The 25631-nt window shown below is 34.6% G+C and carries 18 protein-coding genes; 10 read left to right on the forward strand and 8 right to left on the reverse strand.

Going from position 1 to position 25631, the window contains the following annotated elements:
* The first annotated feature begins 87 nt into the window (after nt 1-87).
* Both cobA and mazG read left to right on the forward strand, forming a co-directional pair.
* Nucleotides 88-879, forward strand: coding sequence for a uroporphyrinogen-III C-methyltransferase (cobA, locus tag VB776_RS05090; protein WP_323326648.1), 792 nt, complete (start codon nt 88-90; stop codon nt 877-879).
* Between the two features lie 130 nt (nt 880-1009).
* The gene (mazG, locus tag VB776_RS05095; protein ID WP_323326650.1) at nt 1010-1816 is read left to right on the forward strand and encodes a nucleoside triphosphate pyrophosphohydrolase; all 807 of its coding nucleotides are present in this window, start codon (nt 1010-1012) and stop codon (nt 1814-1816) included.
* 106 nt (nt 1817-1922) lie between these two features.
* Here mazG and VB776_RS05100 read toward each other — a convergent pair whose 3' ends face one another.
* Nucleotides 1923-3311, reverse strand: coding sequence for an alpha-L-fucosidase (locus VB776_RS05100; RefSeq protein ID WP_323326652.1), 1389 nt, complete (start codon nt 3309-3311; stop codon nt 1923-1925).
* 63 nt (nt 3312-3374) lie between these two features.
* Nucleotides 3375-4166, reverse strand: a complete 792-nt coding sequence (locus tag VB776_RS05105) for a glycoside hydrolase family 16 protein (protein ID WP_407653793.1) — start codon at nt 4164-4166, stop codon at nt 3375-3377.
* A gap of 256 nt (nt 4167-4422) precedes the next feature.
* On the opposite strand from VB776_RS05105, the gene uvrB reads away from it, so the two are divergent.
* The 6 genes from uvrB to VB776_RS05135 all read left to right on the forward strand — a co-directional run bounded on the left by uvrB (nt 4423) and on the right by VB776_RS05135 (nt 12886).
* Entirely contained in the window at nt 4423-6453 is a 2031-nt protein-coding gene (gene uvrB, locus VB776_RS05110; RefSeq protein WP_323326654.1) for an excinuclease ABC subunit UvrB, read from the forward strand.
* A 60-nt stretch (nt 6454-6513) separates the two neighbouring features.
* Nucleotides 6514-10047, forward strand: coding sequence for a leucine-rich repeat domain-containing protein (locus tag VB776_RS05115; RefSeq protein WP_323326656.1), 3534 nt, complete (start codon nt 6514-6516; stop codon nt 10045-10047).
* A gap of 41 nt (nt 10048-10088) precedes the next feature.
* Entirely contained in the window at nt 10089-11519 is a 1431-nt protein-coding gene (locus VB776_RS05120; protein ID WP_323326658.1) for an amidohydrolase, read from the forward strand.
* A 115-nt stretch (nt 11520-11634) separates the two neighbouring features.
* A complete protein-coding gene (locus VB776_RS05125; RefSeq protein ID WP_323326660.1) occupies nt 11635-11898 on the forward strand; it encodes a hypothetical protein in 264 nt (87 codons plus the stop codon).
* The gene (locus tag VB776_RS05130) at nt 11891-12511 is read left to right on the forward strand and encodes a zeta toxin family protein (RefSeq protein WP_323326662.1); all 621 of its coding nucleotides are present in this window, start codon (nt 11891-11893) and stop codon (nt 12509-12511) included. The genes VB776_RS05125 and VB776_RS05130 overlap by 8 nt, the downstream gene beginning before the upstream one ends.
* 33 nt (nt 12512-12544) lie before the next feature.
* Complete coding sequence (locus tag VB776_RS05135; protein ID WP_323326664.1) at nt 12545-12886, forward strand: ArsC family reductase; 342 nt, start codon at nt 12545-12547, stop codon at nt 12884-12886.
* Nucleotides 12887-12994: 108 nt separating this feature from the next.
* Here the strand turns inward: VB776_RS05135 and VB776_RS05140 are convergent, their stop codons facing one another.
* The 4 genes from VB776_RS05140 to VB776_RS05155 form a co-directional block, all read right to left on the reverse strand.
* Nucleotides 12995-13720, reverse strand: coding sequence for a head GIN domain-containing protein (locus tag VB776_RS05140; protein WP_323326666.1), 726 nt, complete (start codon nt 13718-13720; stop codon nt 12995-12997).
* A gap of 200 nt (nt 13721-13920) precedes the next feature.
* On the reverse strand, nt 13921-17874 hold the full coding sequence (locus tag VB776_RS05145; RefSeq protein ID WP_323326668.1) for a S8 family serine peptidase: 3954 nt from the start codon (nt 17872-17874) through the stop codon (nt 13921-13923).
* 296 nt (nt 17875-18170) lie between these two features.
* Nucleotides 18171-18416, reverse strand: a complete 246-nt coding sequence (locus VB776_RS05150) for a hypothetical protein (RefSeq protein ID WP_323326670.1) — start codon at nt 18414-18416, stop codon at nt 18171-18173.
* A complete protein-coding gene (locus tag VB776_RS05155) occupies nt 18391-18993 on the reverse strand; it encodes an RNA polymerase sigma factor (protein ID WP_184130771.1) in 603 nt (200 codons plus the stop codon). The genes VB776_RS05150 and VB776_RS05155 overlap by 26 nt, the downstream gene beginning before the upstream one ends.
* 460 nt (nt 18994-19453) lie before the next feature.
* On the opposite strand from VB776_RS05155, the gene VB776_RS05160 reads away from it, so the two are divergent.
* Nucleotides 19454-22576 carry a glycoside hydrolase family 3 N-terminal domain-containing protein gene (locus tag VB776_RS05160; protein WP_323326672.1) on the forward strand — a complete coding sequence of 1041 codons (3123 nt, stop codon included), beginning with the start codon at nt 19454-19456 and terminating at the stop codon, nt 22574-22576.
* A 215-nt stretch (nt 22577-22791) separates the two neighbouring features.
* On the opposite strand, the gene VB776_RS05165 is transcribed toward VB776_RS05160, so the two are convergent.
* Nucleotides 22792-23367, reverse strand: coding sequence for a peroxiredoxin-like family protein (locus VB776_RS05165; RefSeq protein ID WP_323326674.1), 576 nt, complete (start codon nt 23365-23367; stop codon nt 22792-22794).
* A gap of 224 nt (nt 23368-23591) precedes the next feature.
* On the opposite strand from VB776_RS05165, the gene VB776_RS05170 reads away from it, so the two are divergent.
* Nucleotides 23592-24884, forward strand: coding sequence for a serine hydroxymethyltransferase (locus tag VB776_RS05170; protein ID WP_323326676.1), 1293 nt, complete (start codon nt 23592-23594; stop codon nt 24882-24884).
* Nucleotides 24885-25195: 311 nt separating this feature from the next.
* On the opposite strand, the gene VB776_RS05175 is transcribed toward VB776_RS05170, so the two are convergent.
* Complete coding sequence (locus tag VB776_RS05175; RefSeq protein ID WP_323326678.1) at nt 25196-25561, reverse strand: hypothetical protein; 366 nt, start codon at nt 25559-25561, stop codon at nt 25196-25198.
* Nucleotides 25562-25631 lie beyond the last annotated feature (70 nt).

The following is a 25631-nucleotide window of genomic DNA, read 5'->3' on the forward strand; positions in this document are numbered from 1 at the left end:
CTTTTACAATAGAAATCAATCATCAATGGTGAGTGAATAGGCTTTATTCTGAACCTATTTATTCACCATTTGTATTTATCAATAATTATGACTGGTTTAGAACATTTTAATACTTTAGACCCTAAACCAAAACTAACAGTAGTTGGTGCTGGTCCGGGCGACCCAGATTTGATAACTGTCAAAGCCATTAAAGCTTTGAAAGATGCAGATGTGGTGCTGTATGATGCCTTAATTTCGAATGAATTATTAGATTATTGTAAGCCTGATACAGAAAAAATATATGTGGGTAAACGCCCAGGCGAAAGTCATTCACAAGATGCCATTAACTTTTTGATTGTTGAAAAAGCTTATATGTACGGACACGTGGTACGCTTAAAAGGCGGTGACCCTTTTATCTTTGGTCGTGGTATGGAAGAAATAGAATACGCAAAAGGTTTTGGTTTAGAAACAGCGTATGTTCCCGGTATTTCTTCTTCTGTTGCTGCTGCTGGTTATGTTAATATTCCTTTAACAACCAGAGGAGTAAGCGAAAGTTTTTGGGTAATTACAGGAACAAAAACAGATGGTTCGCTTTCAAAAGATTTAGAAATGGCATTGCAAACAAGTGCTACAATTGTAGTCTTGATGGGAATGAACAAATTAAGCCAAATGGCTGAAATTTGTAAAGCGATTGGCAAAGAAAATTTACCTGTAGCCATTATCCAAAACGGCACTACGAGTCAGCAAAAAGTAGGTGTCGGTGTGGCAAAAGATTTAAAGGAAATAGCTGAAAATAATCAATTATCAAATCCAGCTGTGATTATTCTGGGAGAAGTAGTGAAATATGCTAATCTTTCTGAATTATCCACTTTATCTAAAAATGTTGGGGATAATCAGTAATTTCTAATAAAATTATTTTAAGAATCTCTCAATTGACCATTTGTCTATTGAGAGTTTTTTTGTTTAAAACCTACAAGGTTTCCATTTAACCATTTGAATCCATTACTTTTGTACTTATAAAATACAACTTATGGATTTTGATACTTTATCAGCAACACGACAATCACAATTAATTGCTTTCGACCGTCTGCTTACGGTGATGGACGAACTCAGAGAGCAATGTCCTTGGGATAAGAAACAAACAATTGAATCGCTCAGACATTTAACGATTGAGGAAACTTATGAGCTTTCAGACGCTATCATTAATGGCGATATGAAGGAAATTAAGAAAGAAATTGGTGACGTTATGTTACACTTGGTTTTTTATTCAAAAATTGCCTCTGAAACAAATACTTTTGACATTGCTGATGTAATAAATAGTCTTTGTGAAAAGTTAATTCATCGTCACCCACATATTTATGGCGATGTGAAAGTTGAGAACGAAGAGCAAGTAAAACAAAATTGGGAAGCCTTAAAACTCAAAGAAGGAAATAAATCGGTTTTAGAAGGAGTACCAAAATCACTTCCTGCGTTGGTAAAAGCGATGCGAATTCAGGAGAAAGCAAGAGGTGCTGGTTTTGATTGGGAAGAGAAACATCAGGTATGGGAAAAGGTTGAAGAGGAAATGGATGAATTCAAGAATGAGTTTAACGTTGTTGACAACCAAGCAATTAACATTGAGAAAGCCGAAGCAGAATTTGGAGATTTACTGTTTTCTTTGGTAAATTACGCAAGGTTTATCAATATCAATGTTGAAACAGCGCTTGAAAGAACCAATAAAAAATTTATCAAGCGTTTTCAGCATTTAGAATTAAGAGCAAAAGAACAAGGCAAAGCCTTACAAGATATGACCTTAGCTGAAATGGATGTGTATTGGGAAGAAGCCAAACGCCTCTAATTAGTGAAGGACAAAAAGTCAAAATTTAATTTTGAGAGTGAAACAAATAAACCCGTCAGTCTTTGACCGACGGGTTTTTATTTTAATTTCAAATCACTACTTCCCTTTAAAGTACATTCTCAATTTTATAAACCCAAGCATAATCACAAGGATTTTTAGCTGGCGATAATGCTGGCGGAATAATGATTAATTTTCCAGCTTTTACACTACTTTTTACCGTTCTATCAAAACCTAATAATTGTACTTTTCCTGATTTTATGCCTGAAACTGTTATTGGTGAATCTTGCCATTTGGTCGTAATTACATATAAATCTTTTCCTTTGGCTGTGAAGTAAATTGTATTCTCCTTTTCAATTTTAGGAGCATTAGTCCATTTTCTTGTTCCATAAATAGCATCGCCGTTTATTTTCAACCACTTGCCAATATCACGCAAACGTTGTTGCATTATTACAGGAATTGTTCCATCGGCGGCAGGACCAATGTTCAACAACAAGTTCCCTCCTCGAGCCACTTTATCCACCAAAATATGAATCAATTGTTCTGAAGTAGAGTAATCATCTAGCATTTCATTTCTACTAAAACCAAAAGAAGAACCAATGCCTCTACATTCTTCCCAAGGATGGTTAATTTCCATGCCTGTAGAATTTTGGTCATGTACTAAATCGTACTCCGTTGTATAAATTCCACCGTGTTTTGCTCTTGTTTCTTTGCCCCAACGGTCGTTTACAACGATGTCATTTTTCGCAGGAGATTCATTATAAAGCCACGAAAGAAAAGCTGTACTCTTCCAAGTTTCCGAAGGATGATCCCATTCGCCGTCCGTCCAAAGTACATCTGGTTTATAACGATTTACCAAATCTTTCATTTGCGGAATCATGTGTTCGTCAACATACTTGTCAACATCTTCTTTGTAAAGTGGATTAAACCATTCGTACAAAGAGTAATAATAACCCATGCGTAAACCTTTATCACGTACCGATTTCATTAAATCGCCCGCTAAATCACGATGCGGATTCAAATCAACTGAATTCCAATTCCAAGCTTCTTTACTTGGCCAAAGGGTGTAGCCTTCGTGATGTTTTGATGTTAACACTACATATTTTGCACCAGCATCTTCAAATACTTTTGCCCATTCATTCGGGTCAAAAAGTTCACATTTGAAGTCTTTTGTAAAATCTTGATATTTAAAATCTTTTCCAAAAGTATTATTATGAAACTTTGTAAAGGCTGCATAACTTTTGCGATTCGGGTCAGAAATTCCTTTCCAATACCATTCAGAATAACGGTCATAAATACCTACGCCATCTTTGGCAGTTGGTCCCCAAGCAGGAACAGAGAATAATCCCCAGTGAATAAAAATACCAAACTTGGCATCTTCAAACCAAGTTGGTACTGGTCTGGAATCTATGGATTCCCAATTGGCTTCGTACTTTTTTTGTGCTTGTAAATCGCTAAAAATTAGCGAGATTAAGAACATAACGAATAGTTTTTTCATAGTTGATTAAATATTTGTTTTAGAGTTTTACTCTTTCTAAAGTTTAATATTCTTAAAAATACTCTACTTCTTTAAAGCATAAATTCTCACGTAATCAACTTCCATTTTTTGTGGAAAAATACTTTCATCCACTCCTTTTGAGCCACCCCAATTCCCGCCAACAGCAAGATTGAGTAATAAATGAAATTTTTTATCGAAAGGATATTCTGCAAAACCTTTCCCACTATTTTCAAAAGTAAAGTACAGTTTTGAGTCAATGAACATTTCTATTTTTTGTGGAGTCCAATCTAAACGATACTCGTGGAAAGCTGTATCAAAGTCATTCACCATCATTTCTGTACCTTTTTGTGTTCCGATTACATGGTTGAATGCTTTTGTATGTACGGTAGCATGTACATTGCCTGGGTCGTAGCCAACATGTTCCATAATGTCTATTTCTCCATTATCAGGCCAATACTTATCGCTGTAAGTTTGTTCACTTGCCAACATCCAAATAGCTGGCCAAGTACCTCTTCCGAAGGGAAGTTTTGCTTTTATTTCAAAACGTCCGTACAGAAAATCACCTTTTCCTTTTGTCACCAAACGAGCAGAAGTATAAGTATTTTTATCGAAATTCTCTTTGATGGCTTCGATGATAAGTTTGCCATTTTCTACTCTGGCATTTTTCAGGTTTTCTTTAGTATAATATTGTAATTCATTGTTTCCCCAACCTTTTCCGCCAACATCATAACTCCATTTTGTAGGGTCGGGCAAGCCCTTGTAATCAAATTCGTCCGACCAAATGGGTTTACTTTCGAAATGATAAACAATTGGCAGCATTTCTTTTGGCGTTGAATGTTTGACTGATTGTGCCATCACACGATTTGAGTTGCTGAAAGAAAGCATAATTGAAATGCTAGAAAGTATGCAGTATTTTTGTTTGTTCATAATTAAATGTTTTGAGATTGAGCTTTAATTTACCAATAAACTATCAATTGACTATCTGTGTTTGTTTTGTAAAGCTATCTTTTTTAGGTGCTTTTGTGTAATTTTAAGAATGCTTTTAAATAAACTTTAGTTTGGAACTTCATCAAAAATCATATTATCCAAAAAATTTATAGAAGAATAATTCATGGACTTTAAACTTGTTTCAGAATATAAGCCAACGGGTGACCAACCACAAGCAATTGTAAAGCTGGTTGAAGGCGTTCAGAATGGCGAACAATCACAAACGCTTCTTGGAGTAACGGGTTCTGGGAAAACTTTTACGGTTGCCAATATGATTACGCAACTCAACCGCCCGACTTTGATTTTAAGCCATAACAAAACATTAGCGGCACAACTTTATGGAGAATTTAAACAGTTTTTCCCCGAAAATGCCGTAGAGTACTTTGTTTCTTACTACGATTATTACCAGCCCGAAGCTTTTATCGCTTCTACCAATACTTATATCGAAAAAGACCTTGCCATCAATGAAGAAATTGACAAACTTCGTTTGGCAACTACTTCGGCTTTGATGTCGGGACGTAGAGACGTTATCGTTATTGCTTCGGTTTCGTGTATTTATGGTATGGGAAATCCGGAGGAGTATCGTAAAAGTATTCTTCGTTTTGGTGTGGGCGAAATCATTTCTCGTAATCAATTTCTTTATCGTTTGGTCGAAATTCTGTATGCTCGTACCGAAGTAGAATTTACTCGTGGTACTTTCAGAGTAAAAGGCGATACCGTGGATATTTGCTTGCCTTATGCTGATTTTGGCTATCGTGTGATTTTCTTTGGCGACGAAATTGAAGCTATCCAACGCATCAATCCACAAACGGGCAAGAAACTTTCGGAAGAAAAAATGATTGCGATTTTCCCTGCCAATCTTTTTGTAACGGGTCGAGATGTGTTGATGAATGCCATCAATTATATCCAAGATGATTTGGTAGCACAAATCAAGTTTTTTGAAAGTGAAAACCGATTATTAGAAGCCGAACGCATTAAACAAAGAACAGAGTTTGATTTAGAAATGATGCGAGAATTGGGCTACTGCTCAGGCATTGAAAACTATTCTCGTTACTTCGACCAACGCAAGGCTGGGCAAAGACCTTTCTGTTTATTAGATTTCTTTCCAGAAGATTTCCTTTTGGTCGTTGACGAAAGCCACGCAACAATGCCACAAATTCGTGCGATGTGGGGAGGCGACCGTTCCAGAAAAGAAGCTTTGGTGGATTATGGTTTCCGTTTGCCTTCTGCGATGGACAACCGTCCGCTTACTTTTCAAGAGTTTGAAAATATTACTGGTCAAACGGTGTTCGTTTCAGCCACGCCAGCCGATTATGAATTAAGACGTTCGGAAGGTGTGGTGGTAGAACAAATCATTCGCCCGACAGGATTACTCGACCCAGAAATAGAAGTACGACCAAGCTTGAATCAGATTGATGATTTATTAGAAGAAATTTATCTCAGAATCGAACGCAAAGAAAGAGTATTAGTAACCACTCTGACCAAAAGAATGGCGGAGGAATTATCGAAATATTTGGATAAAGTAGGCGTAAAATGCCGTTACATTCACTCGGAAGTAAAAACCTTGGAGCGTGTAGAAATCCTACGAGAACTCAGAATGGGCGTTTTTGATGTGCTTGTGGGCGTAAACTTATTGCGTGAAGGCTTGGACTTACCAGAAGTATCTTTGGTAGCCATCATGGATGCAGACAAAGAAGGTTTCTTGCGTGATATTCGTTCCTTGATTCAAACAATAGGGCGTGCGGCTCGAAACGACCAAGGCAAAGTATTGATGTATGCCGATAGAATTACGGGTTCGATGGAAAAAGCCATTGATGAAACCAACCGCAGAAGGGCAATTCAGATGGAGTACAATACGCTACATGGCATTACACCAAAAACCATTTTGAAATCGAAAGAGAAAATTATGGAGCAAACTTCTATTGCGGATGTAATGGGTAAACCAACGAAGAAAACCAATTACTACAACGAAAGCCAAGAAGTAGCCATGGCAGCCGACCCAGTAATGGCTTATATGAGTAAAGATGAACTACAAAAACAATTGAAAAAAGTAACAGCAGACATGGAAAAAGCTGCCAAAGAATTAGACTTCGTAATAGCCGCTAAATTACGTGATGAAATGTTGAGTTTGAAAAAGATGATAGCGGAGAAGTAGTAAGCAGTAGGCTTTAAGCTTGAATAAAGAAATAATTAAATACTCCTAAAACTAAATACAATGAGCGAACTTGCCCTACAATTGATTGCTGAAAACAAAAAGACTAAAAGCCCCTTTTTAGATTTGGGAAACTGCGGTCTTGAATATTATCTACCTAATGAGCTATTGGATTGTGTTTGGTTGAAACAACTAAATCTAGGTAGTTTATATTATAATATTTCTAAACAGAAATGGGAAGAGACATCTAATAGACAACAGGGAAATAGATTCTCTGGAAGTGAATTAATAATTTTAGAAAAATTAACTAATTTAAATTCATTAGATCTTAGTGATAATAAAATTACAGATATCAGATTTTTAGAAAAGTTAACTAGTCTAAAGTCATTAGACCTTAGTGATAATCAAATTACAGATAACAGATTTTTTGAGAAATTAACGAATTTAAATTCTTTAGACCTTAGTAGTAATAAAATCAAGAGCATTCGGTTTTTAGAAAAATTAACTAATCTAAATTCATTAACCCTCATTAATAATCAAATTACAGATATCAGGATTTTAGAAAAATTAACTAATCTAAATTTTTTAGACCTTAGAGAGAATCAAATTACTGATATTCAATCTTTAGAAAAGCTAACTAATCTAAAGTCACTAGACCTTAGTGATAACCTAATTACAGATATTAGTTTTTTAGAAAAATTAACTAATTTAAATTCTTTAAACCTCTTTAATAATCAAATTATAAATATCGGATTTTTACAAAAATTAATTAATCTAAATTCTTTAGATCTTAGTGGAAATCAAATTACTGATATTCAATCTTTAGAAAATCTGACTAATTTAAAGTCATTAGACCTTAGTCGTAATCAAATTACAGATACTCAATCTTTAGAAAAATTAACTTCTCTAAATTCATTAGACCTTAGTAATAATCAAATTACAGATACTCAATCTTTAGAAAAATTAACTTCTCTAAATTCATTAGACCTTAGTAATAATCAAATTACAGATACTCAATCTTTAGAAAAATTAACTTCTCTAAATACATTAATACTTAGTCGTAATCAAATTACAGATATTCGAAGTTTAGAAAAATTAACTAATCTGAATTCATTAAATCTTAGTCGTAATCAAATTACGGATTTTCAAGTTTTAGAAAAATTAACTAATCTGAATTCATTAAATCTTAGTCGTAATCAAATTACGGATTTTCAAGTTTTAGAAAAATTAACTAATCTGAATTCATTAGACCTTAGTGATAATCAAATTACAAATATTCAAATTTTAGAAAAATTAACTTCTCTAAAGTCATTAGACCTTAGTCGTAATCAAATTACAGATTTTCAAGTTTTAGAAAAATTATTCACCCTAAAAAGATTAGACCTTAGTAATAATCAAATTATCGATATCCGTTTTTTAGAAAAATTAACTTCTCTAAATTCATTAAACCTTAGTAGTAATCAAATTACAGATACTCAATCTTTAGAAAACCTAATCGAATTATATGACTTAAATCTTAATCATAATCAAATTAATGATATTACTACATTTCTATTATTAATACAAAATGGTATGTCTATTTCACTTAAAGAAGATAGTTATTATAATAGTATTCAACTCTATAACAATCCAATTTCAACCCCTCCTTTGCACATAATTGAGCTTGGAAATGAGGCGATATTGAGATATTTTAATGCCGGTAACTTTAAACCATTAAATGAATGTAAATTAATATTTGTAGGTGAAGGGGGTGTGGGGAAAACTTGTTTGATGAAGCGTATTGTAGAGAATACCTTTGATGATAATGAAAAGCAAACACATGGAATTAACAAAATTGCTTGGGAAGAGATTAAAAACAAGAATGGAGAAAATGTAAAGGTTAACCTTTGGGATTTTGGAGGACAAGATATTCAACATTCGTTACACCAATTCTTCTTTACTGAGCGTGTTATATATGTACTAGTACTTAATCCACGGAATGATGAAAAAGCTGCTTATTGGTTGGAACAAATTGATAAATTAGGAGCAAACTCAGAGGTTTTAGTGGTATATAACTGGAAAGACCTAACAGATTTGCAAGCACCCTACATGAGTAATTTTTATGAACTCCGTAAAAAATATAGTAAGCTACCAGAACCATTTGTATTGTCTGTAAAAACAGGTGAAGGAGTTGATGATTTTAGAGAAAAAGTAAAAAAAGCCATTCTTCAAAACGAGGGTCTTGTACAAGAGTATCCTGAAAAATGGTTTAATATCAAGCAGAAGTTAGAAGAAAATGTATCTATCGGTGAAAACTTTATCAATTATGAAACCTATGAAAATTGGTGTAATAATTTTGATTATAAAGATGAATCAGACCAAAAAGCACTGCTAGTGACTTTAGATAAAATAGGATCAATTGTATTTTTTAATAAACCCATTTTAAATAGTCTTCAAGTACTCAATCCTGAATGGATTACAACGGGGGCTTATGCGATTCTAACCTCAAAACTAACAAAAGAAAAAAATGGTCATTTGACAATAACTGATTTGACGAAAATATTTAAAGAAGAAAAAGAAATATTTTCAAATAAAGAAATTAAGATAAAATATAATGAACATCAATTTCAGTTTATTATTCAATTGATGCTATCTTATGATTTGTGTCAAGAAAACCCATTTAAAAAACACGAGTATTTGATTCCTGCTGCATTTGGTGCTAAACCAAATAATAATTATGATGCTCATAAACAAGATGCAAGGAATTATCGCATACAATTTGACTCCCCTTTTGAAATGTTGATTATGCATCGCTTTATCGCTAAAAACCTATCAAAAGTACAAGGCAAAGATTATTGGCAGTCGGGTATTTTTATTAAAGATAATAGCAGTAACACTTTTGCTTTAGTTGAAACAAACCTTCACTCTTCAAGAATTGATTTCTGGATTAAAGGTGATAACATCAGAGGATTTTGGGAGGCTATGCGTAGAGACTTTCAAGAGATTTTTAGTATTTATAAAAAATTTAGTTATAGAGAAGAAGTATTGTACAAACAAGATAACCGAGAAGTATTTTTGCCCTATCAAGAAATGTTGGATAGTTTACTAAACAAAGTTTCAATCATTTCATATCATCCAACATATCAACTAAAAAACATTAATGTTTTGGCAGTCTTAGATTTATTTGAAGATGCTAAAGCCACTGAAAGAAAAATTGAAAAAGAAAGAACTATGGCAAATAAAGGAGATACATTTATTATTAATGGGAATTTTGAAAGCTCACAATTGGGAGGAAGGAGGAATAGACAAAAAAATAATTTTAATACTCAATTGAGTGACCTTAATGAATTTAATGAGATTAAAGAGATTCTACTGGAGTTGAAAGAAGCCAATGTACATAATGAGCTTTGGAAAATTACTTTAATAAAGTGCTTGGATGAGTTTAGCAAATTAGATGAAGTGGAAGATAAATCTACACAAAAGGGTATTATTGATACTTCATTCACATTCTTGAAAGATGTAAAAGATGTTATTGATGTGAGTTTTCTACCTCTTACAGTTAATGAAAACATCCATAAATTAATAGAATTATGGAACGCATTTAAAGTAAATCATTAATAAGATTATTATTACCTTTCATCATCAACCAAAACTAAATAATGAAAAAATCCTTACTCCTCCTCGCTTTTTGTGTGTTTATGGGTCGCTTGGGTTTTGCCCAACAAGAAATTGTGAATGAACTCAACCAGAAGTATGCAAAATACACGGCTATTTCTGATAAAATTTGGCAATTGGCAGAACCGGGTTACTTAGAAGAAAAAACCTCAGAATTATTGATTGCAGAACTAAGCAACGCTGGTTTTGAAGTACAAAGAGGCGTTGGCGAAATGAAAACCGCTTTTGTCGCCACTTATGGTTCGGGCTATCCGACGATAGGTATTTTGGCAGAAATGGACGCTTTGCCCGGTTTGTCGCAAGAAGCTGTTCCTTACAGAAAAGCCAAATACGTAAATGCCTATGGACACGGTTGCGGACATAATCTTTTTGGCGTAGGTTCGGTAGCGGCAGCGATTGCTACCAAAAACTGGATGGAGAAAGCCAAAATCAAAGGAATAATTCGCTTAATCGGTACGCCTGCCGAAGAAGGTGCTGGCGGAGGCAAAACTTATTTGGTAAAAGAAGGCGTATTCAAAGACATTGATGCGGTTTTGCATTGGCATCCGGGCGATAATAACAATGCAAGTCCAAATTCTTCATTAGCGTACAGAGTAGCCAATTTTAGTTTTTCTGGATTGGCGGCACACGCTTCGGCAAGTCCCGAAAAAGGACGTTCGGCTTTAGATGCCGTTGAAGCCATGAATTATATGGTGAATTTGATGCGTGAACATATTTCTCCTGAAACAAGAATTCATTATGTGATAAAAAACGGTGGACTTACCTCGAACATCGTTCCTGATTATGCGATGGTGGAATACACTATCAGAAATCCAACGGCTCAAGGTTTAGAAGAAATTTGGAAAAGATTAATGAAAACCGCAGAAGCCGCCGCTTTGGGAACAGAAACAAAAATGAGCTACGAGATTTTGGCTGGTCTTTACAATTTATTGCCCAACGATGTCTTAGCCAAAGAAATGCAAAAGAGTTTAGAGAAAATTGGCGGCGTAAAATACACTCCAGAAGAAACAGAATTTGCAGAAAAAATTCGTTTGACCGTCAATTCACAAAGTCTTGCTCCACTTACTGCTGCACAAGAAGTAAAACCATATACTTCTGGACTAGCATTTCCAGCTTCAACAGATGTAGGCGATGTTAGTTGGGTTACACCAACCGCAGGTTTATCAACCGCTACTTGGGTGACGGGTGTTCCTGCACACAGTTGGCAAGCTGTTGCTTGTAATGGCATGAGTATCGGTCATAAAGGGATGATAAACGCCGCTCAGACGATAGCTTTAACGGCTCAAAATCTCTTCAAAGACACTAAATTAATCGAACAATCGAAAGAAGAATTATACCAAAGACGTGGCACCAAAGTTTTTGAATACAAATCCTTAGCAGGAGACCGAAAACCACCTTTGGATTATAGGAAATAATTGAATTTAAACAACTCTCTGTGTTTTTATCTACAATAGAACACAGAGAGAAACAATAATCTTTGATTAAAAAAGGGATATTTTTTGTAATTTGCTATTAAAATAATTCAAGGATATGCAAACACTCACATATAATTTTGATAAGCGTATAGAGCAGTCTATTATGATGCTTCGTCAACAAAAACACCTTGCAGGTTTTCCTTTTATGATTGAAGGGAAGGGGGAATTATCTTTAAATCAAGCCTACATGGAATACCCTGATGGACATATTGAAATTGTGGAATTTAGTGAGGATTTTCGAGACTATTCAACAATACGACAATTAGATAAATTAGAAATGTCTATTATTCGCTCAAAATATCACCTTGAAAATGCTTAATTTATTTGTTATAACTGGTGCAAATGGAGCAGGTAAATCAACACTTTCAAAAGACTTACTTCCTCTTGAGTTTTCCTTATTAGAGGTTTTCGATGGGGATAAATTCTTTGTTGAAAAGTTAAAAACAATATTCCCTTCTCAAATAAAATCACCCAAATATGCAAGAGATTCAGCCTTTCAAGCAACAGTTGAGGCTTTTGAAAACTTAGTAGAAAATGCTATAAAAAACAAAAAAGATTTTGCTTATGAAGGACATTTCAGCACACCTGCTCCATGGGCAACTATTGAACAATTCAAAGTAGCAGGGTATAGAATTACAATGTTCTTTCTGATGGTTAATAATGTAGAATTATCTCAAAAAAGAGTATCAGAACGGGTTAAAACAGGTGGACATTATGTTACTTCTAAAGAAATTGAGAAAAACTATTATGGAAACCTTATACAACTAAATACTCATTTTAACTTATTAGATGAGCTGATTATAGCTGATAATTCACAACTTAATTCTCCAAGTTTATTATTCCATAGTTCAAATCAAGAGCAATTATTTAAAAATATAATATTGCCTAATTGGTTTGAAACATATTTGACAAAGATTTACTCTCTTTCGTAGCATCACCATTCACACATTCACAATTAATAAACCATGTACAAAGTTTACGGCATTGCCAATTGCGACACGATGAAAAAAGCCATGACTTGGCTAAAAGAAAATGATATTCCTTTCGAGTTTCACAATTATAAAAAAGAAGGTCTTACAAAGGAGAAAGTACAAGAATGGCTTACTCAAAAGCCTTGGGATGTATTAATTAACCGTGCAGGCACTACTTGGAAAAAACTCAGTGACGAAGAAAAAGCAACCAATGCAGAAACGGCAACGGAATTAATGTTGGCAAAACCTTCCATGATTAAACGACCAATTATTGAAGGCAACAATATCGTCATGATGGGCTTTAATGCTGATAGTTATCAAGAAGTTTTTAAGTAAAAAACTTCCTTTTCAGCAATAAATCTGGAGTAAATAAACAAAGGTTACAGAAAATGGATACAATACCATTTTCTGTAACCTTTGTTGTTAATGTTCAAGCTTATTAAATCAATTAGAGCGAACTTCTCCCCCTAAATTCGATTTAACGTTTCTCTGGGCAGGATTCCCTTTATAATTAATCGTTCCACCCGTCCATGCTGAAGCATCTAATGTTTTGCTTGCACTTACTTGAGCAACGCCTCCTGTATTGGCTTTTATTTCTATGTCTTCACTTACTAAATTATAAGCATACAATTCGCCCCCTGTATTTACTCTTGTTTGCTGAAATTGTGCTTTACCTTCTAGGTTTACAATAGCACCTTGTACACTTGACAATTCTAAGTTATTAACATTTACGTTCAATTTTACAGTTGCTCCAGATGTAGCATCTATCAATAACCGATTGCCCGATAATGTCTGTTGTGCTTCCAATTCTGCACCACGCCCTACTTTAATACTCGATAATTCACTGATATATTCTACTCTTACTTTAAATAATTTTTGAGCACTGGACTTTCTTTTATTATTATCCTTATCAGTCAATTGTTTGAAGATTTTTGTCTTCACAGAAAGCTCATCTCCCGAAACAGCTACTGTTAAATCTTCAAGATTTGCTCCATTCAAGGCTTCTGTTGTTATTTTATTTACTTTTCCTTTTACCAATTCTACTTGCATAATTCCTTGCATATCAATTTTACTGAACGATTGCAAAGTAACATCCTGACTTTGTTGTGCTGAAACGATTGTCGAAACTGTTGTCAGTAATAATACGAATACACTTCTTATTTTTCTCATATCCTTAATTTGCTTATTGTGAATGATTTGTTGAAAACTATCACTTAGATGCAAAAAAGAACGCTGAGGTTGTATGGCTTAGTACTTAAAATTTTCATAAAACAAGATTTCCTTATGCTAAAGCCTCAATTTTATCATACTTCTTGGTTAGTATAAAGAAATACTGGTTACTCGTTTTTATATGAGTACTCTTAAAATAACTAATTTCTATTAACTACTATTGGAATTACTTTCAAAGAATTATCAGCAATAATTCTCAAGAAAAATGTACCCGAATTTTGTTTTGATACATCAAATTCTGCCCTATACTTACCATCATTTTTTATTAATTCTTTAGATGAAACCGTTATACCCATAATGTTTATCATTTCTGCATAAACATATTTTGGATTATTGGGTGTGCTAAATTCTACTTTAAACGATTCTGATGCTGGATTAGGATAAATCCTTGCCGTTTCTACCGAATTTATTTCTTCGTCTGTGGCTGTTACTGTGAATGTATAACCTTCCGAGAAAACAGAACAACCATTTACATCCGTTACTTTCGCCATATAAACGCCTGTTTGAAGTGGAACAATAGTATTAGTTGTTGCATCAGTAATAATATTCCCGCTCAAGTACCAAACAGGATTTGAACCAGATGATAGACTTAATGTTGTGCCATCTAATTTTACTGCTGGAATTACTGGTGTAATCACCGTACCAGTAATGGCTGTAGAAGTAGCAGAACAGAAGCCATTTTCTGTAACTTTTACACTATAATTACCTGTTTTTTCTACCGAATAAGTAGCTGATGTCGCTCCGGTAATTGTTTGTCCATTCAATAACCATTGATACGTATAGTTAGTACCCGTGCTAGCAGTTAATAATTTTGAATCATCCTGACAAATACTGAATGATGATGATGGCGAGATCGTTACTTTCGGAGCTGCCTGTGTGGTAATTGGTACTTCTACTCTATTACTTGGACAACCATAGGATTTCACTTTCATATCGTACAAATAATAATAACCCGTTTTAATCGTCGAGCCATTAAATACTGCACCAGTAATACTGATTACGTTAGGAATCGTGAATGGATAACCCGTAATATCAGCACCAGAAACGGTTGAATTGGCATTTAGATTTGTTCTATAAATTGAAGCCCCATCTGTACATTCTTGTGATAAAATATATGTTCCAGCAGCTGGGATTGACAAATTCAAAGGTAAAACAATTCCTTGGTCAGTTAAATCATCTATTAATTGATTGCTCGAACGTGTTGAATTGGCTGTGGTACGAGTAGGAGTTACATCCAACGTTACTGATGAAATTGGCGTAGAGTCCGACTGACGGTAAATTGTAAAAGTAATTTTTCCAGCCGTTCCAATATACACTCTTGCACTTTCAATTACCAAAGGAGTTTGAGTAACAATAATTGGTTCAGGTCCAAATGTTTCATAATAAGTACCTCCGCCAAAAACATATTTATCTTTAGCTCCTACCGAACCTGAAATATCATTTACTCCAACATAAATTTTAGAGGCTGTGGTTGGCTTATTAAATGTGCCAGTATTTCCTGTGAACAATAAATTTCCACCCGTTTGGGCATCATACCAAAGCAAAGTAGATGTTTCAGTACCTTTTACATTTAAAGCAGTTGCTCCTTCACAAACAGTTGCTTGGGCAGTTGTTGGTGCGTTTGAAGCGGTTACTTGTCGTACAAAACTTTTGCTATTATTAGTAATATCTTGGTCGGTTGACAAATTTACTTTTACCTCAAAAGTATAACTAGCACCTACTTTTGCCGTGAAACTTCCATCTAATACAAGCGTTCCTTCGCTAAAGGTACTTAGTTGATTTTTGTATGTACCTGTAAGTGTTGCTACAATACTTGTTCCATCTAAAACATTTACTGTAACAGGAATATTTTGTTGAGCGGTTGTTCCAGTATTTCTCAAAGAAACAGAAACTGTACCCGACGATGAAGCACAGAAAGTATTTATTTCAGGTTTGATTAAATCAACTACTGCAATATCAATACTTGGACGAACAAATTCAATTTTATAATCTTGCGTAACTCCTTGAGCATAAGTTCCACAGCTACTAATATTGGCAGTTCCTGAGTTTTCAGTAACAATCACTCTTACAAGTGTACTGTTTCCAATGGTTAAACCAGAAGGTGCAGTTATGGTAGATTTAAAAGTCGTTACTCCTACAAGTTGTTCAGAACTTGCAGCTAATTCAGTAGTTTCTTCAAATGTCCCGTTGGCATTCCAGTCAACATAAACATTTACTTTTTTTGTCGCAGTACCTTTTAAACTAATTTCTAAAGGTATACTTTGTGAAGATGCGATTTTATAATCAGCCGTCAAGTCACCTAATTTTACACTTTCAATATTGTTTTGAATCGTTGTTGGTGTAGAAGCACAGTATTCTGTACCGCCAATTCCACTGAGAATCAAGGCATAATCTTGTGTATTATTTTTCAAAGTACTTTTATGACTAACTGTAATGGTATAACTTTTTCCAGGAATTGCATTTGGAATCAGAATTTGTTCCACGTTATCTCTGATGTTATCTCCTCTTGTAGCTACCGCACTAGGTTGGTCAGGATTTAAAATAAAAGGTAGGGAAGTATTGCTTCCATCTGAAATTCTAATGTCTAAATCATTAATCAATTTTGGAGTACGGTTATTCAAATTAGCAACACTTGCTGTCGTAACCGTTCCTTCTGGGTCTGTCCAACAAATAGTTGCTGTTAATGCTCCTTTTCCCGAAGCGGTTACTTTTTGAGTAAAAGTAGCTCCATTAGCCAAGGTTCTTTCTGAAATGTCATAAGATTTATCTGCATTCAGAATTACTTTCGCTGCTTTTTCCATGTTCAATAAACCCCAGCCATAAATATAATCTGGTCCAGCATTTCCAGCATCATCAGCAGTATGTAATACCAAACCTTTCAACGTTGAAGAACGCATTAATAAACCATCATTTTTCTGAGCATACAATTCTTGCAACAGCAAAATACTTCCTGCTGCTTGTGGCGAAGCCATTGAAGTACCGCTGAAAATAGTATAACTTGAATTAGAAGCATTAGAACTTGAAAGTAGATTTACGCCAACCGCTACAATATCAGGCTTAATTCTACCATCATCAGTGGGTCCCCAACTACTAAAAGAAGAGATTTTAATATCTGAAGATTGCTGAGGTGCTTTTCCATTTGTGCCACTAACAGCACCAACAGTTAAAATATTTTTTGCCGTACTGGTTGTTGCTAAAATATCATAGCCATCATTCTTACTTCTTGCTACTGAACTTGTATCGCTTGAAGTACCTAAATAATAATATTCTCCAGCAGAAGGTCCAGTTTCGTCACGGTTATTCCCTGCTGATTTTACGATAAGATAATATGGAGCACTGTTAGCAATTTTATCCCAAGACTGCGTGTTACTATCATAAAATCCAAATTTATAATCTTCTGTTTGGCTAATACTTGTATTACCATACCAAGACCAACGACTACGATTTTCGTCATAACTCCATCCTGCTAAAAACCCATAAGAGTGATTCGATACCAATAATTCTGTTGCCGCAGCAGTCATCTCAGAATTATCACTGGTAAAATCCCAAGCTTTTAAACTTGCTCCAAAAGACATTCCTCTAGCAAGTGCAGAAACGCCCTGTGCTATCAATGTACCTGCTACGTGTGTAGCATGAATATTAGTACCAGTTGTTCTGTCTTGCTGGGTTACTCTCGATGTTAACTCTTGATGGGTTGAAAGTACCCCGCCACCATCCCAGATGCCTAATTTATTTTTTACAGAAGCACTACTTCCGTTCAAAGATAAACCCAAAGAACCCCCTGAGTAAAGTTGGTCGGTACGTGTTGTTGCTGCGGCTTGCGCATTACTTTCTGTTGCTAAGTAAAGCGGATGTCCCGTTTCATCAATTCCGTACAATTTAAAAAAACGGTTGTTCTTTAAAGTACCACTCAACTGCCATTTCTTTTCCGTAGCGATTTTTACGGCTTTTTGGTAATTATTATCTTGAACTGTAGATAATTCTGAAGATAAACTTTGTAGTCTTTTTTGCTGAGAACTATTGTATAATTCTCTTTCTTGCCCGAAGGAAGTAAATGCTAAAAGCAAGAGTGTCAGTGTAAGCAGTTGTTTCATGATATTTACTTGTTAATGGATAGGTAATGCTTTGCCGAAAAATAAGGATTCTGTGTTGTTAGACAACCACAATCTGCGAAGCGTTGCGTTGATGTTAGATTATCTTTTACTTAATCTTTTAAACCTACGATTATCAAGTGATTATAGCTTTATTGATGAAAATGTATAAAAACAAAAAGGAAATTACTCTTTTTTAGGCAAAGTAAAAACTGCATAAAAACAAAGCTGTACCAAGAAGCCCCAGAATTAGGGTTTCCTTGTACAGCTTCACAAATAAAAAAATCATCAATCCTTAGCTAAACAACTAAGACCTGATGATTTTCTTTATAGTTTCTCGAATACGCAAGAATATTGTCTATGCTTCTTTCGGAAGGTTGTTGAAGGCTTTTATCCAGACCCACTTTTACATCAAGCATATCTAAATAAAATTCTAACATCTCAGAATCATGGACAAGTCCGTCCTGAATCATAAGATTTTCCTCTTCCGTTGTTTCTTGATAGACGTAACGGATAACGTCATGCTGCGTAAAGGTTTGTATCATAGCTCGGAGAATGTTTACTCATCATTTTGCGTAGATTTATCAACGCATAACGCATTCTTCCTAGTGCCGTGTTAATGCTTACGCCTGTAGCGTCTGCAATTTCCTGAAAACTCATGTCTTCGTAATGACGCATCACAAGCACTTCTCTTTGCGTGTCAGGAAGACGTTTAATCAGGTCTCTTAGATGAGCGTGCGATTCTTCACGAATTTGCAAATCTTCATAAGAATCTTCTGCAAAATCTAATGTATTAAACACACTGCTACCATCTTCGAATACGACATTTGGATAGCGTTTATCACGACGGAAATAGTCAATCGCCATATTGTGTGCAATTCTAAGCACCCAAGGCAAAAACTTTCCTTCATCATTGTATTTTCCCGAACGAAGCACGTCAACAGCTTTAATGAAAGTATCTTGCATTAAATCTTCGGCTACGAAGGTGTCTTTAACAATTAAGTAAATCGTAGTATAAACTTTGGATTTGTATCGGCGAACAAGAGTTTCAAATGCCTTTTCGTCACTGTTTTTTATATAGCGTGATACAAGCTCGCTGTCGTTAACATGGATTTTTTCCATTTTGATAAATCTATTTAGTTAACGTAAAGCTTTATATCATATTATATCTCCTATATTTTTATTTTAGTGAATTTTAGAAACTCTTTCTAGTAGTTATTAAGAAAGGTTGATTCAAAGATAGTTGTTGTAATATTAATTCCAAAAAAAATGCTAAACTTTTTAAAAGCGTTAACAAATATTAACAACATGGTTTTCGTTTAGGCATTCTTTCTTGAATATGTTCTCAATATATACAAAATTTAATGATTGTTGAAGGTTTTCTGACAAAATTTTATTCTTTTGAGCAAAATTGCTTAGTTTCTTATTAACTCTTATTTCTTAAATTTTGTTAAAAAATTTATTTTTTGCCTTCTGTAATATTCCAAAAACAATCCAGTTTCTCAGGTCTGAAATGTGCTGTCCTGAGTCTTCACCAATATTTTTTGTGTAAATTGCAGTATCAACTAATCTTAATTTTTGTATGAAAAAATTCAGCTTCATCACTTTTATACTTTTCCTTTCTCTGATTTCTCAACTTAAAGCCCAAAATCTTTTCCCAAATGCCAATCAGCGTTGGGTAGATTCTGTTTTTAATAAACTTTCTGTCGATGAAAAAATCGGACAATTAATGATGCCTCGTGGTAATTATAGTTATGAATACGATACGGCTCGTTTATATAAAATTGTAAGAGATTATCATGTTGGTGGCTTCGTTTTATTCCGCAACCGCCCAACGGCACAAGCTTTGTTGGTGAATAAATTACAAGCGATGTCTAAAGTACCTTTAATGATTGGAATGGATTTAGAATGGGGATTAGAAATGCGTTTAGACAGTACAGTGCGTTTCCCATATCAAATGACTTTGGGAGCGATGCAAGGCAACGAGCAATTATTAGAAGAAATGGGTTTACAAATTGCCCAACAATGCAAGCGAATGGGCGTACATGTAAATTATGCACCAGTAGTTGATGTTAATAATAATCCGAACAATCCTGTCATCAATTTCCGTTCTTTTGGCGAAAATCGTGAAAAAGTAACTGCAAAAGCCTTGGCTTATATGCGTGGTTTACAAAAAGGAGGAATTATTACTTCTGCCAAGCATTTTCCTGGGCATGGCGATACAGGAGTTGATTCACATACAGATTTACCTGTAATTCCACATAATCGTACTCGCTTAGATTCTTTAGAACTTTTTCCTTATAGAACATTAATCGAAAATGGTTTACAAGGAGTGATGGTGGCACATTTAAGTATTCCTTCGTTGGATACAACCAAAAACCTCGCTTCTACTTTATCTAAAAATATTGTTACCGATTTATTAAGAAAAGATTTGGGTTTCAAAGGATTGGTTTTTACTGATGCAATGGATATGCAAGGTGCTGTGAAATTTTTCCCAGAAGGTACTGCGAATGTAAAAGCGATTTTAGCAGGTAATGATATTTTAGAAACTTTTGTTGATGTTCCTGCGGCTTTTAATGCCATCAAAAAAGCCTTAGAAAAAGGAGAAATTTCGCAAGCAGATATTGATTCAAGAGTAAAAAGAATCCTAGCCGCAAAAGCTTGGGCTGGTTTGGACCAGTACAAACCGATAGAAATAAAAAATCTGATTACGGATTTGAATCCTAAAAAATCAGAAGTATTGAACCGTACTTTCGCAGAAGAAACCATTACTTTATTGAAAAATGAAGAGAATATAATTCCCTTAAAAAACCTTGATACTTTAAAAATTGCTTCGTTGAATATTGGTAATCCGACTTTCGGAAGTAAAAAACCTACTGATTTTCAGAAAATGCTTTCAAATTATACCGATGTTCAGCATTTTAATTTAGATGAAAATGCTAGTAATGAAGCGATTCAAGCTGTTAGAGATTCTTTGAAAAACTACAATTTGGTATTGATGGCTGTAAATGGACAATCGGTTCGTCCTGCTAAAAACTACAGTATTCATCCTAAAATTCAAGAATTGGTGAAAGAGTTTGCCAATTCGTCTAAAACCATTGTTTCGCTTTTTTCAAATGCTTATACTTTATCAAAATTTGAAAACTTAGATAAAGCCAAAGCCTTGATTACTACTTATCAGGAAAGCCCGCAAATGCACGAATCTGTTGCTGTGGCGGAATTGATTTTTGGTGCAATCGGCGCAAAAGGAAAATTACCTGTAGGCGTAAACATGACTTTTAGATACAACGACGGTATCAAAACAGAACCATTAAAACGTTTTCAATATGCTGTACCAGAAGCAGTGGGAATTGACACAAAATTCTTAACGAGTAAAGTTGATTCAATTGTCAATGAAGCCATCAAACAAAAGGCTACGCCCGGAGCAGTCGTTTTAGTTGCCAAAAATGGGAAGGTAATTTTGCATAAAGCTTACGGAAAACAAACTTATGAAGGCAATCAAGCAGTTACAACCAACGATTTATACGACTTAGCTTCTATTACCAAAATCAGTACTTCTGTACCTGCGATGATGAAAATGGAAGACGAAGGCAAATTTACTTTGAAAACTACGATGGGAGAATTGATTCCTGAATGGGCAAATTCAAATAAAGCACCTTTGGTTTATAAAGATATTTTTACGCATCAGGCACGTCTAAAAGCTTGGATTCCATTTTGGATGGATTGTATCGATTCTACTAAAATGGTATTAGCCAGCAAGATTTACAAAGAGAAATATTCTGATAAATACGCTATTACTTTCTGGGATAAATTGTTCCGTCATAAAAAGGCTTTGGCTAGAATGTGCCAAATTATCCAAACAGATAAAGCTCTTTGGAAAGATTGTATCAATTTGATGAAAGATCCAACCATTTGGAAGTCAAAGACTTTTTCTTATACCAAATCGGGCGATTATTCTGTACAAGTAGCAGATAATTTGTGGTTGCATAAAGACTACAACAAAACCGTTTATAAGGCTATTGAGGATTCGCCTCTCAGAGAGAAAAAGGAATATGTTTATTCGGATTTATCATATTATATGTATCCAAAAATCATTCCTCGACTAACAGGCAAGGACTTTGAGTCGTTTTTGAAAGATACTTTCTATAAACCTTTGGGGGCAACTACATTGACATATAATGCTCGTGAACATTTTCCTTTATCAAGAATTGTACCTACAGAATATGATTCTCTGTACCGTAAAACGCTTATTCATGGTAGAGTACATGATGAAGGAGCTTCTATGTTAAATGGGATTTCGGGACACGCAGGGCTTTTTGGTACTGCACAAGATTTGGCTAAATTAATGCAAATGTATCTTCAAAATGGATATTATGGTGGCAAACAATTTATCAAAGAATCGACGATGAAGGAATGGACAGCCTATCCTTTTTCAGTAGAAGAAAATAGTAGAAGAGGTGTTGGTTTTGATAAGCCTGACCGTAAGCGTGCTGGCATCAGTGCAGCAGCAAGTGCTAGTCCATCGAGTTTCGGGCATTCTGGCTTTACAGGAACTTATACTTGGGTTGACCCTGAGCATCAATTGGTATATGTATTCCTTTGTAATAGAGTATATCCAACCAGAAACAATTCAAAACTTTCTGATTTGAATGTAAGAACGAATATCAATGAAGTAATTTATCAGGCGATTAAGAAAGGAATATAATTGATTTGAAAATTTGAAGATGTGTCAATTTGAAGATTAATATTTTAAATTGACACATCTTTTCAAAAGCTGGACATACTTCAATTTGAAGGCATACCAATCTGATAATTCATATTTTAAAATTAAGGCATCTTTCAAGCATCTTCTAAAGATTCCTTAATTTCATAATTAACATTTTCAAATCACCAAATCTTCAAATTTTCAAATTGCAACCCTTACAGCTTCATCAAAATATCTTTAATTTCTGCTCTTTTCTGATAATTTTCATCAAAATGAACGAACTCTATTTTGCCATTCTTGCCAATTACGTAAGTTGCAGGTACAGGCAACATCCAATCTCCTTGTTGTTTTTCAAGGTCTAAACCATATCCTTTATACTTGGTTTGCAAATCGGGCGACATTTCATAAGCCACTTTCCATTGCTTCATAATACTTCTTTCTTTATCGTAAATGATAGAGAACGTAGCTTTGGTTTTTTCTACGGCTTTGCTGATTGATTCTTCGGGTTCGGGCGTGATGGCAATTACGGTAGCATTTTTTGCAGAAAAATCTGGTAAGGCTTTTTCTATTTCGCTCATGTATTTATTACAGTACGGACACCAAGCTCCACGATAAAACATTACAACTACTTTTCCTTTTTTAGTTAACTCTTTTAAACTAACCATATTTCCTGCATGATCTTTCGCTTTAAAGTCGGGTGCTTTGTCACCAATTTTCAATGCCATTGGACCATCTTGGGCAAAAACCGATAATACACTGATTGTTAGCAGAATTGTCAATAATTTTCTCATTTATTTCGTTGATTTTAGTTGAATTTTCTTCCCAAATTTCAAAGATTTTACTTTATTGGAAGGTAAGCGTGCCGACATTTAGAAAAATGTTTTCACAATCCATTTTTAAGCAGTATTTTTACCGATAAATTATCATATTGTTGATGAATTTATAATAATTTGTTGATTTTCTTTAACAGAACCAATCATGTACGGCATTTAAAACCGTGCTATCTTCTAATAAAATGGCAACAGCAACTTTCACGCTCGAAAGAGATACCGAAATTTTCAACTTGATTAATCAAGAAGCTCACCGTCAGGAGTACGGTATCGAATTGATTGCTTCAGAAAACTTTACTTCAAAGCAAGTAATGGAAGCTCAAGGCTCAGTTTTGACAAACAAGTATGCAGAAGGACTACCGGGCAAACGTTATTATGGCGGTTGCGAAGTAGTTGACCAAGTTGAAACAATTGCAATCGAGCGTGCAAAAGCATTGTTCGGTGCTACTTGGGCAAACGTTCAACCTCACTCTGGTGCTCAAGCAAACGCAGCGGTTTTCTTATCTTTCTTGAATCCTGGCGATAAAATTTTAGGTTTCAACCTTTCGCATGGTGGTCACCTTTCACATGGTTCTCCAGTAAACTTTTCTGGTAAATACTTCCAAGCGTTTTTCTATGGTGTAGAAGAAGAAACAGGTTTAATTGATTGGGACAAAGTAGAAGCAACAGCTTTGAAAGAACAACCTAAATTAATCATCTGTGGTGCTTCAGCTTACTCTCGTGATTGGGATTATGTACGTTTACGTGCTATTGCCGACCAAGTAGGAGCAATTTTATTAGCAGATATTTCTCACCCATCGGCTTTAATTGCTAAAGGTTTATTGAACAACCCAATGCAACACTGCCATATCGTAACGACGACTACACACAAGACTTTAAGAGGTCCTCGTGGTGGTTTAATTATGATGGGACAAGATTTTGAAAATCCATTCGGTTTCAAAACGTTGAAAGGTGAATTAAAAACCATGTCAGCTTTATTAGATGGCGGTGTTTTTCCTGGTACGCAAGGTGGTCCATTAGAACACGTAATTGCTGCTAAAGCAATTGCTTTCGGAGAAGCCCTTACTGATGATTTCCAAGCTTATGCTGAACAATTGCAGAAAAATGCCAAAGTAATGGCAGGAGCATTTGTTGACAAAGGTTATAAAATTATTTCTGGCGGAACAGATAACCACTTAATGCTTATCGACTTACGTCCAAAAGGTTTGACAGGTAAATTGGCTGAAAACACTTTGATTAAAGCTGATATTACTATCAACAAAAACATGGTTCCATTTGATGACAAATCTCCATTTGTTACTTCAGGTATGCGTGTTGGTACTGCGGCAATGACTACTCGTGGTATGAAAGAAGCAGAAATGTTACATATCGTAGAATTAATCGACAGCGTATTGATGAACCACGACAACGATACATATTTAGGTTCAGTAAAAACTGAAGTAAACAAATGGATGGAAGCATTTCCGTTATATGTTTAGTTTTCATTATTGAACAAATGCAAAACCCTGATAATTCTCGTAATTATCAGGGTTTGTTTTTAAAGACATCTTGTGTTTCTTTTTAAGTTAGTTGGTTAACAATATATTTCAAGACAAGATAAATCTAATTTTTAAGTCTGATACTTTAAGTGTCGGGCTTTTTCTTTTAAACATGATTGCTGCTTGTCGGACAAGTGTGTAACTCGTTTAAAGCTAAAGTAAAACAGTTTAAAGGCAATTCATTGCTTGCAGATAAACAATAATTAAAATCAGGAAAATTATGTAAGACTAAAATCACTTATTGTTTGTTACTATTTCTTAGCAAAATCATGTAGTAAGGCATTCCGTGTTAAATATTCCATATACTTTTCAAGTAAAAGCCTCGCATAAGGCTGACGAAGACGCTTTATTCTTTTTACTTTGAGAGAAATACTATTTTTTTCCATATTTACAGGTATTTGTTTATCTCCCAATACCACAAGATTTGGGCAAAGCTTTGAACTGAGAGCCTTGTATCTATTTTTATTTTTAGGTAACCCTTTTAATAACATATTTATCTCTTTCTGTTTATCTAATAATTGAGATATAACTGTCTTCTCTCTAGCTTTTAATGAAGCCTGTAATTTTAGGCTTCCCTTGAAAATTGTTTTTCGATATTGATTTAGAATAAAATCCACTCATATTCTGGGTGGATTTTTCATTTCACTTACGGTGATTTATTAAAAAAATACAATTTTATTTGACTTG

The sequence above is a fragment of the Arcicella gelida genome (assembly GCF_034931025.1).
Classification (GTDB): Bacteria; Bacteroidota; Bacteroidia; order Cytophagales; family Spirosomataceae; genus Arcicella; species Arcicella gelida.

Coding starts and splice junctions, on each gene's coding strand:
- VB776_RS05130 (WP_323326662.1), top strand. CDS start 11,891: ATGCTTAATTTATTTGTTATAACTGGTGCAAATGGAGCAGGTAAATCA.
- VB776_RS05125 (WP_323326660.1), top strand. CDS start 11,635: ATGCAAACACTCACATATAATTTTGATAAGCGTATAGAGCAGTCTATT.
- VB776_RS05140 (WP_323326666.1), bottom strand. CDS start 13,720: ATGAGAAAAATAAGAAGTGTATTCGTATTATTACTGACAACAGTTTCG.
- VB776_RS05150 (WP_323326670.1), bottom strand. CDS start 18,416: ATGATACAAACCTTTACGCAGCATGACGTTATCCGTTACGTCTATCAA.
- VB776_RS05165 (WP_323326674.1), bottom strand. CDS start 23,367: ATGAGAAAATTATTGACAATTCTGCTAACAATCAGTGTATTATCGGTT.
- VB776_RS05105 (WP_407653793.1), bottom strand. CDS start 4,166: ATGGCACAATCAGTCAAACATTCAACGCCAAAAGAAATGCTGCCAATT.
- VB776_RS05100 (WP_323326652.1), bottom strand. CDS start 3,311: ATGAAAAAACTATTCGTTATGTTCTTAATCTCGCTAATTTTTAGCGAT.
- cobA (WP_323326648.1), top strand. CDS start 88: ATGACTGGTTTAGAACATTTTAATACTTTAGACCCTAAACCAAAACTA.
- VB776_RS05120 (WP_323326658.1), top strand. CDS start 10,089: ATGAAAAAATCCTTACTCCTCCTCGCTTTTTGTGTGTTTATGGGTCGC.
- VB776_RS05115 (WP_323326656.1), top strand. CDS start 6,514: ATGAGCGAACTTGCCCTACAATTGATTGCTGAAAACAAAAAGACTAAA.
- uvrB (WP_323326654.1), top strand. CDS start 4,423: ATGGACTTTAAACTTGTTTCAGAATATAAGCCAACGGGTGACCAACCA.
- VB776_RS05155 (WP_184130771.1), bottom strand. CDS start 18,993: ATGGAAAAAATCCATGTTAACGACAGCGAGCTTGTATCACGCTATATA.
- VB776_RS05160 (WP_323326672.1), top strand. CDS start 19,454: ATGAAAAAATTCAGCTTCATCACTTTTATACTTTTCCTTTCTCTGATT.
- VB776_RS05135 (WP_323326664.1), top strand. CDS start 12,545: ATGTACAAAGTTTACGGCATTGCCAATTGCGACACGATGAAAAAAGCC.
- VB776_RS05145 (WP_323326668.1), bottom strand. CDS start 17,874: ATGAAACAACTGCTTACACTGACACTCTTGCTTTTAGCATTTACTTCC.
- VB776_RS05170 (WP_323326676.1), top strand. CDS start 23,592: ATGGCAACAGCAACTTTCACGCTCGAAAGAGATACCGAAATTTTCAAC.
- mazG (WP_323326650.1), top strand. CDS start 1,010: ATGGATTTTGATACTTTATCAGCAACACGACAATCACAATTAATTGCT.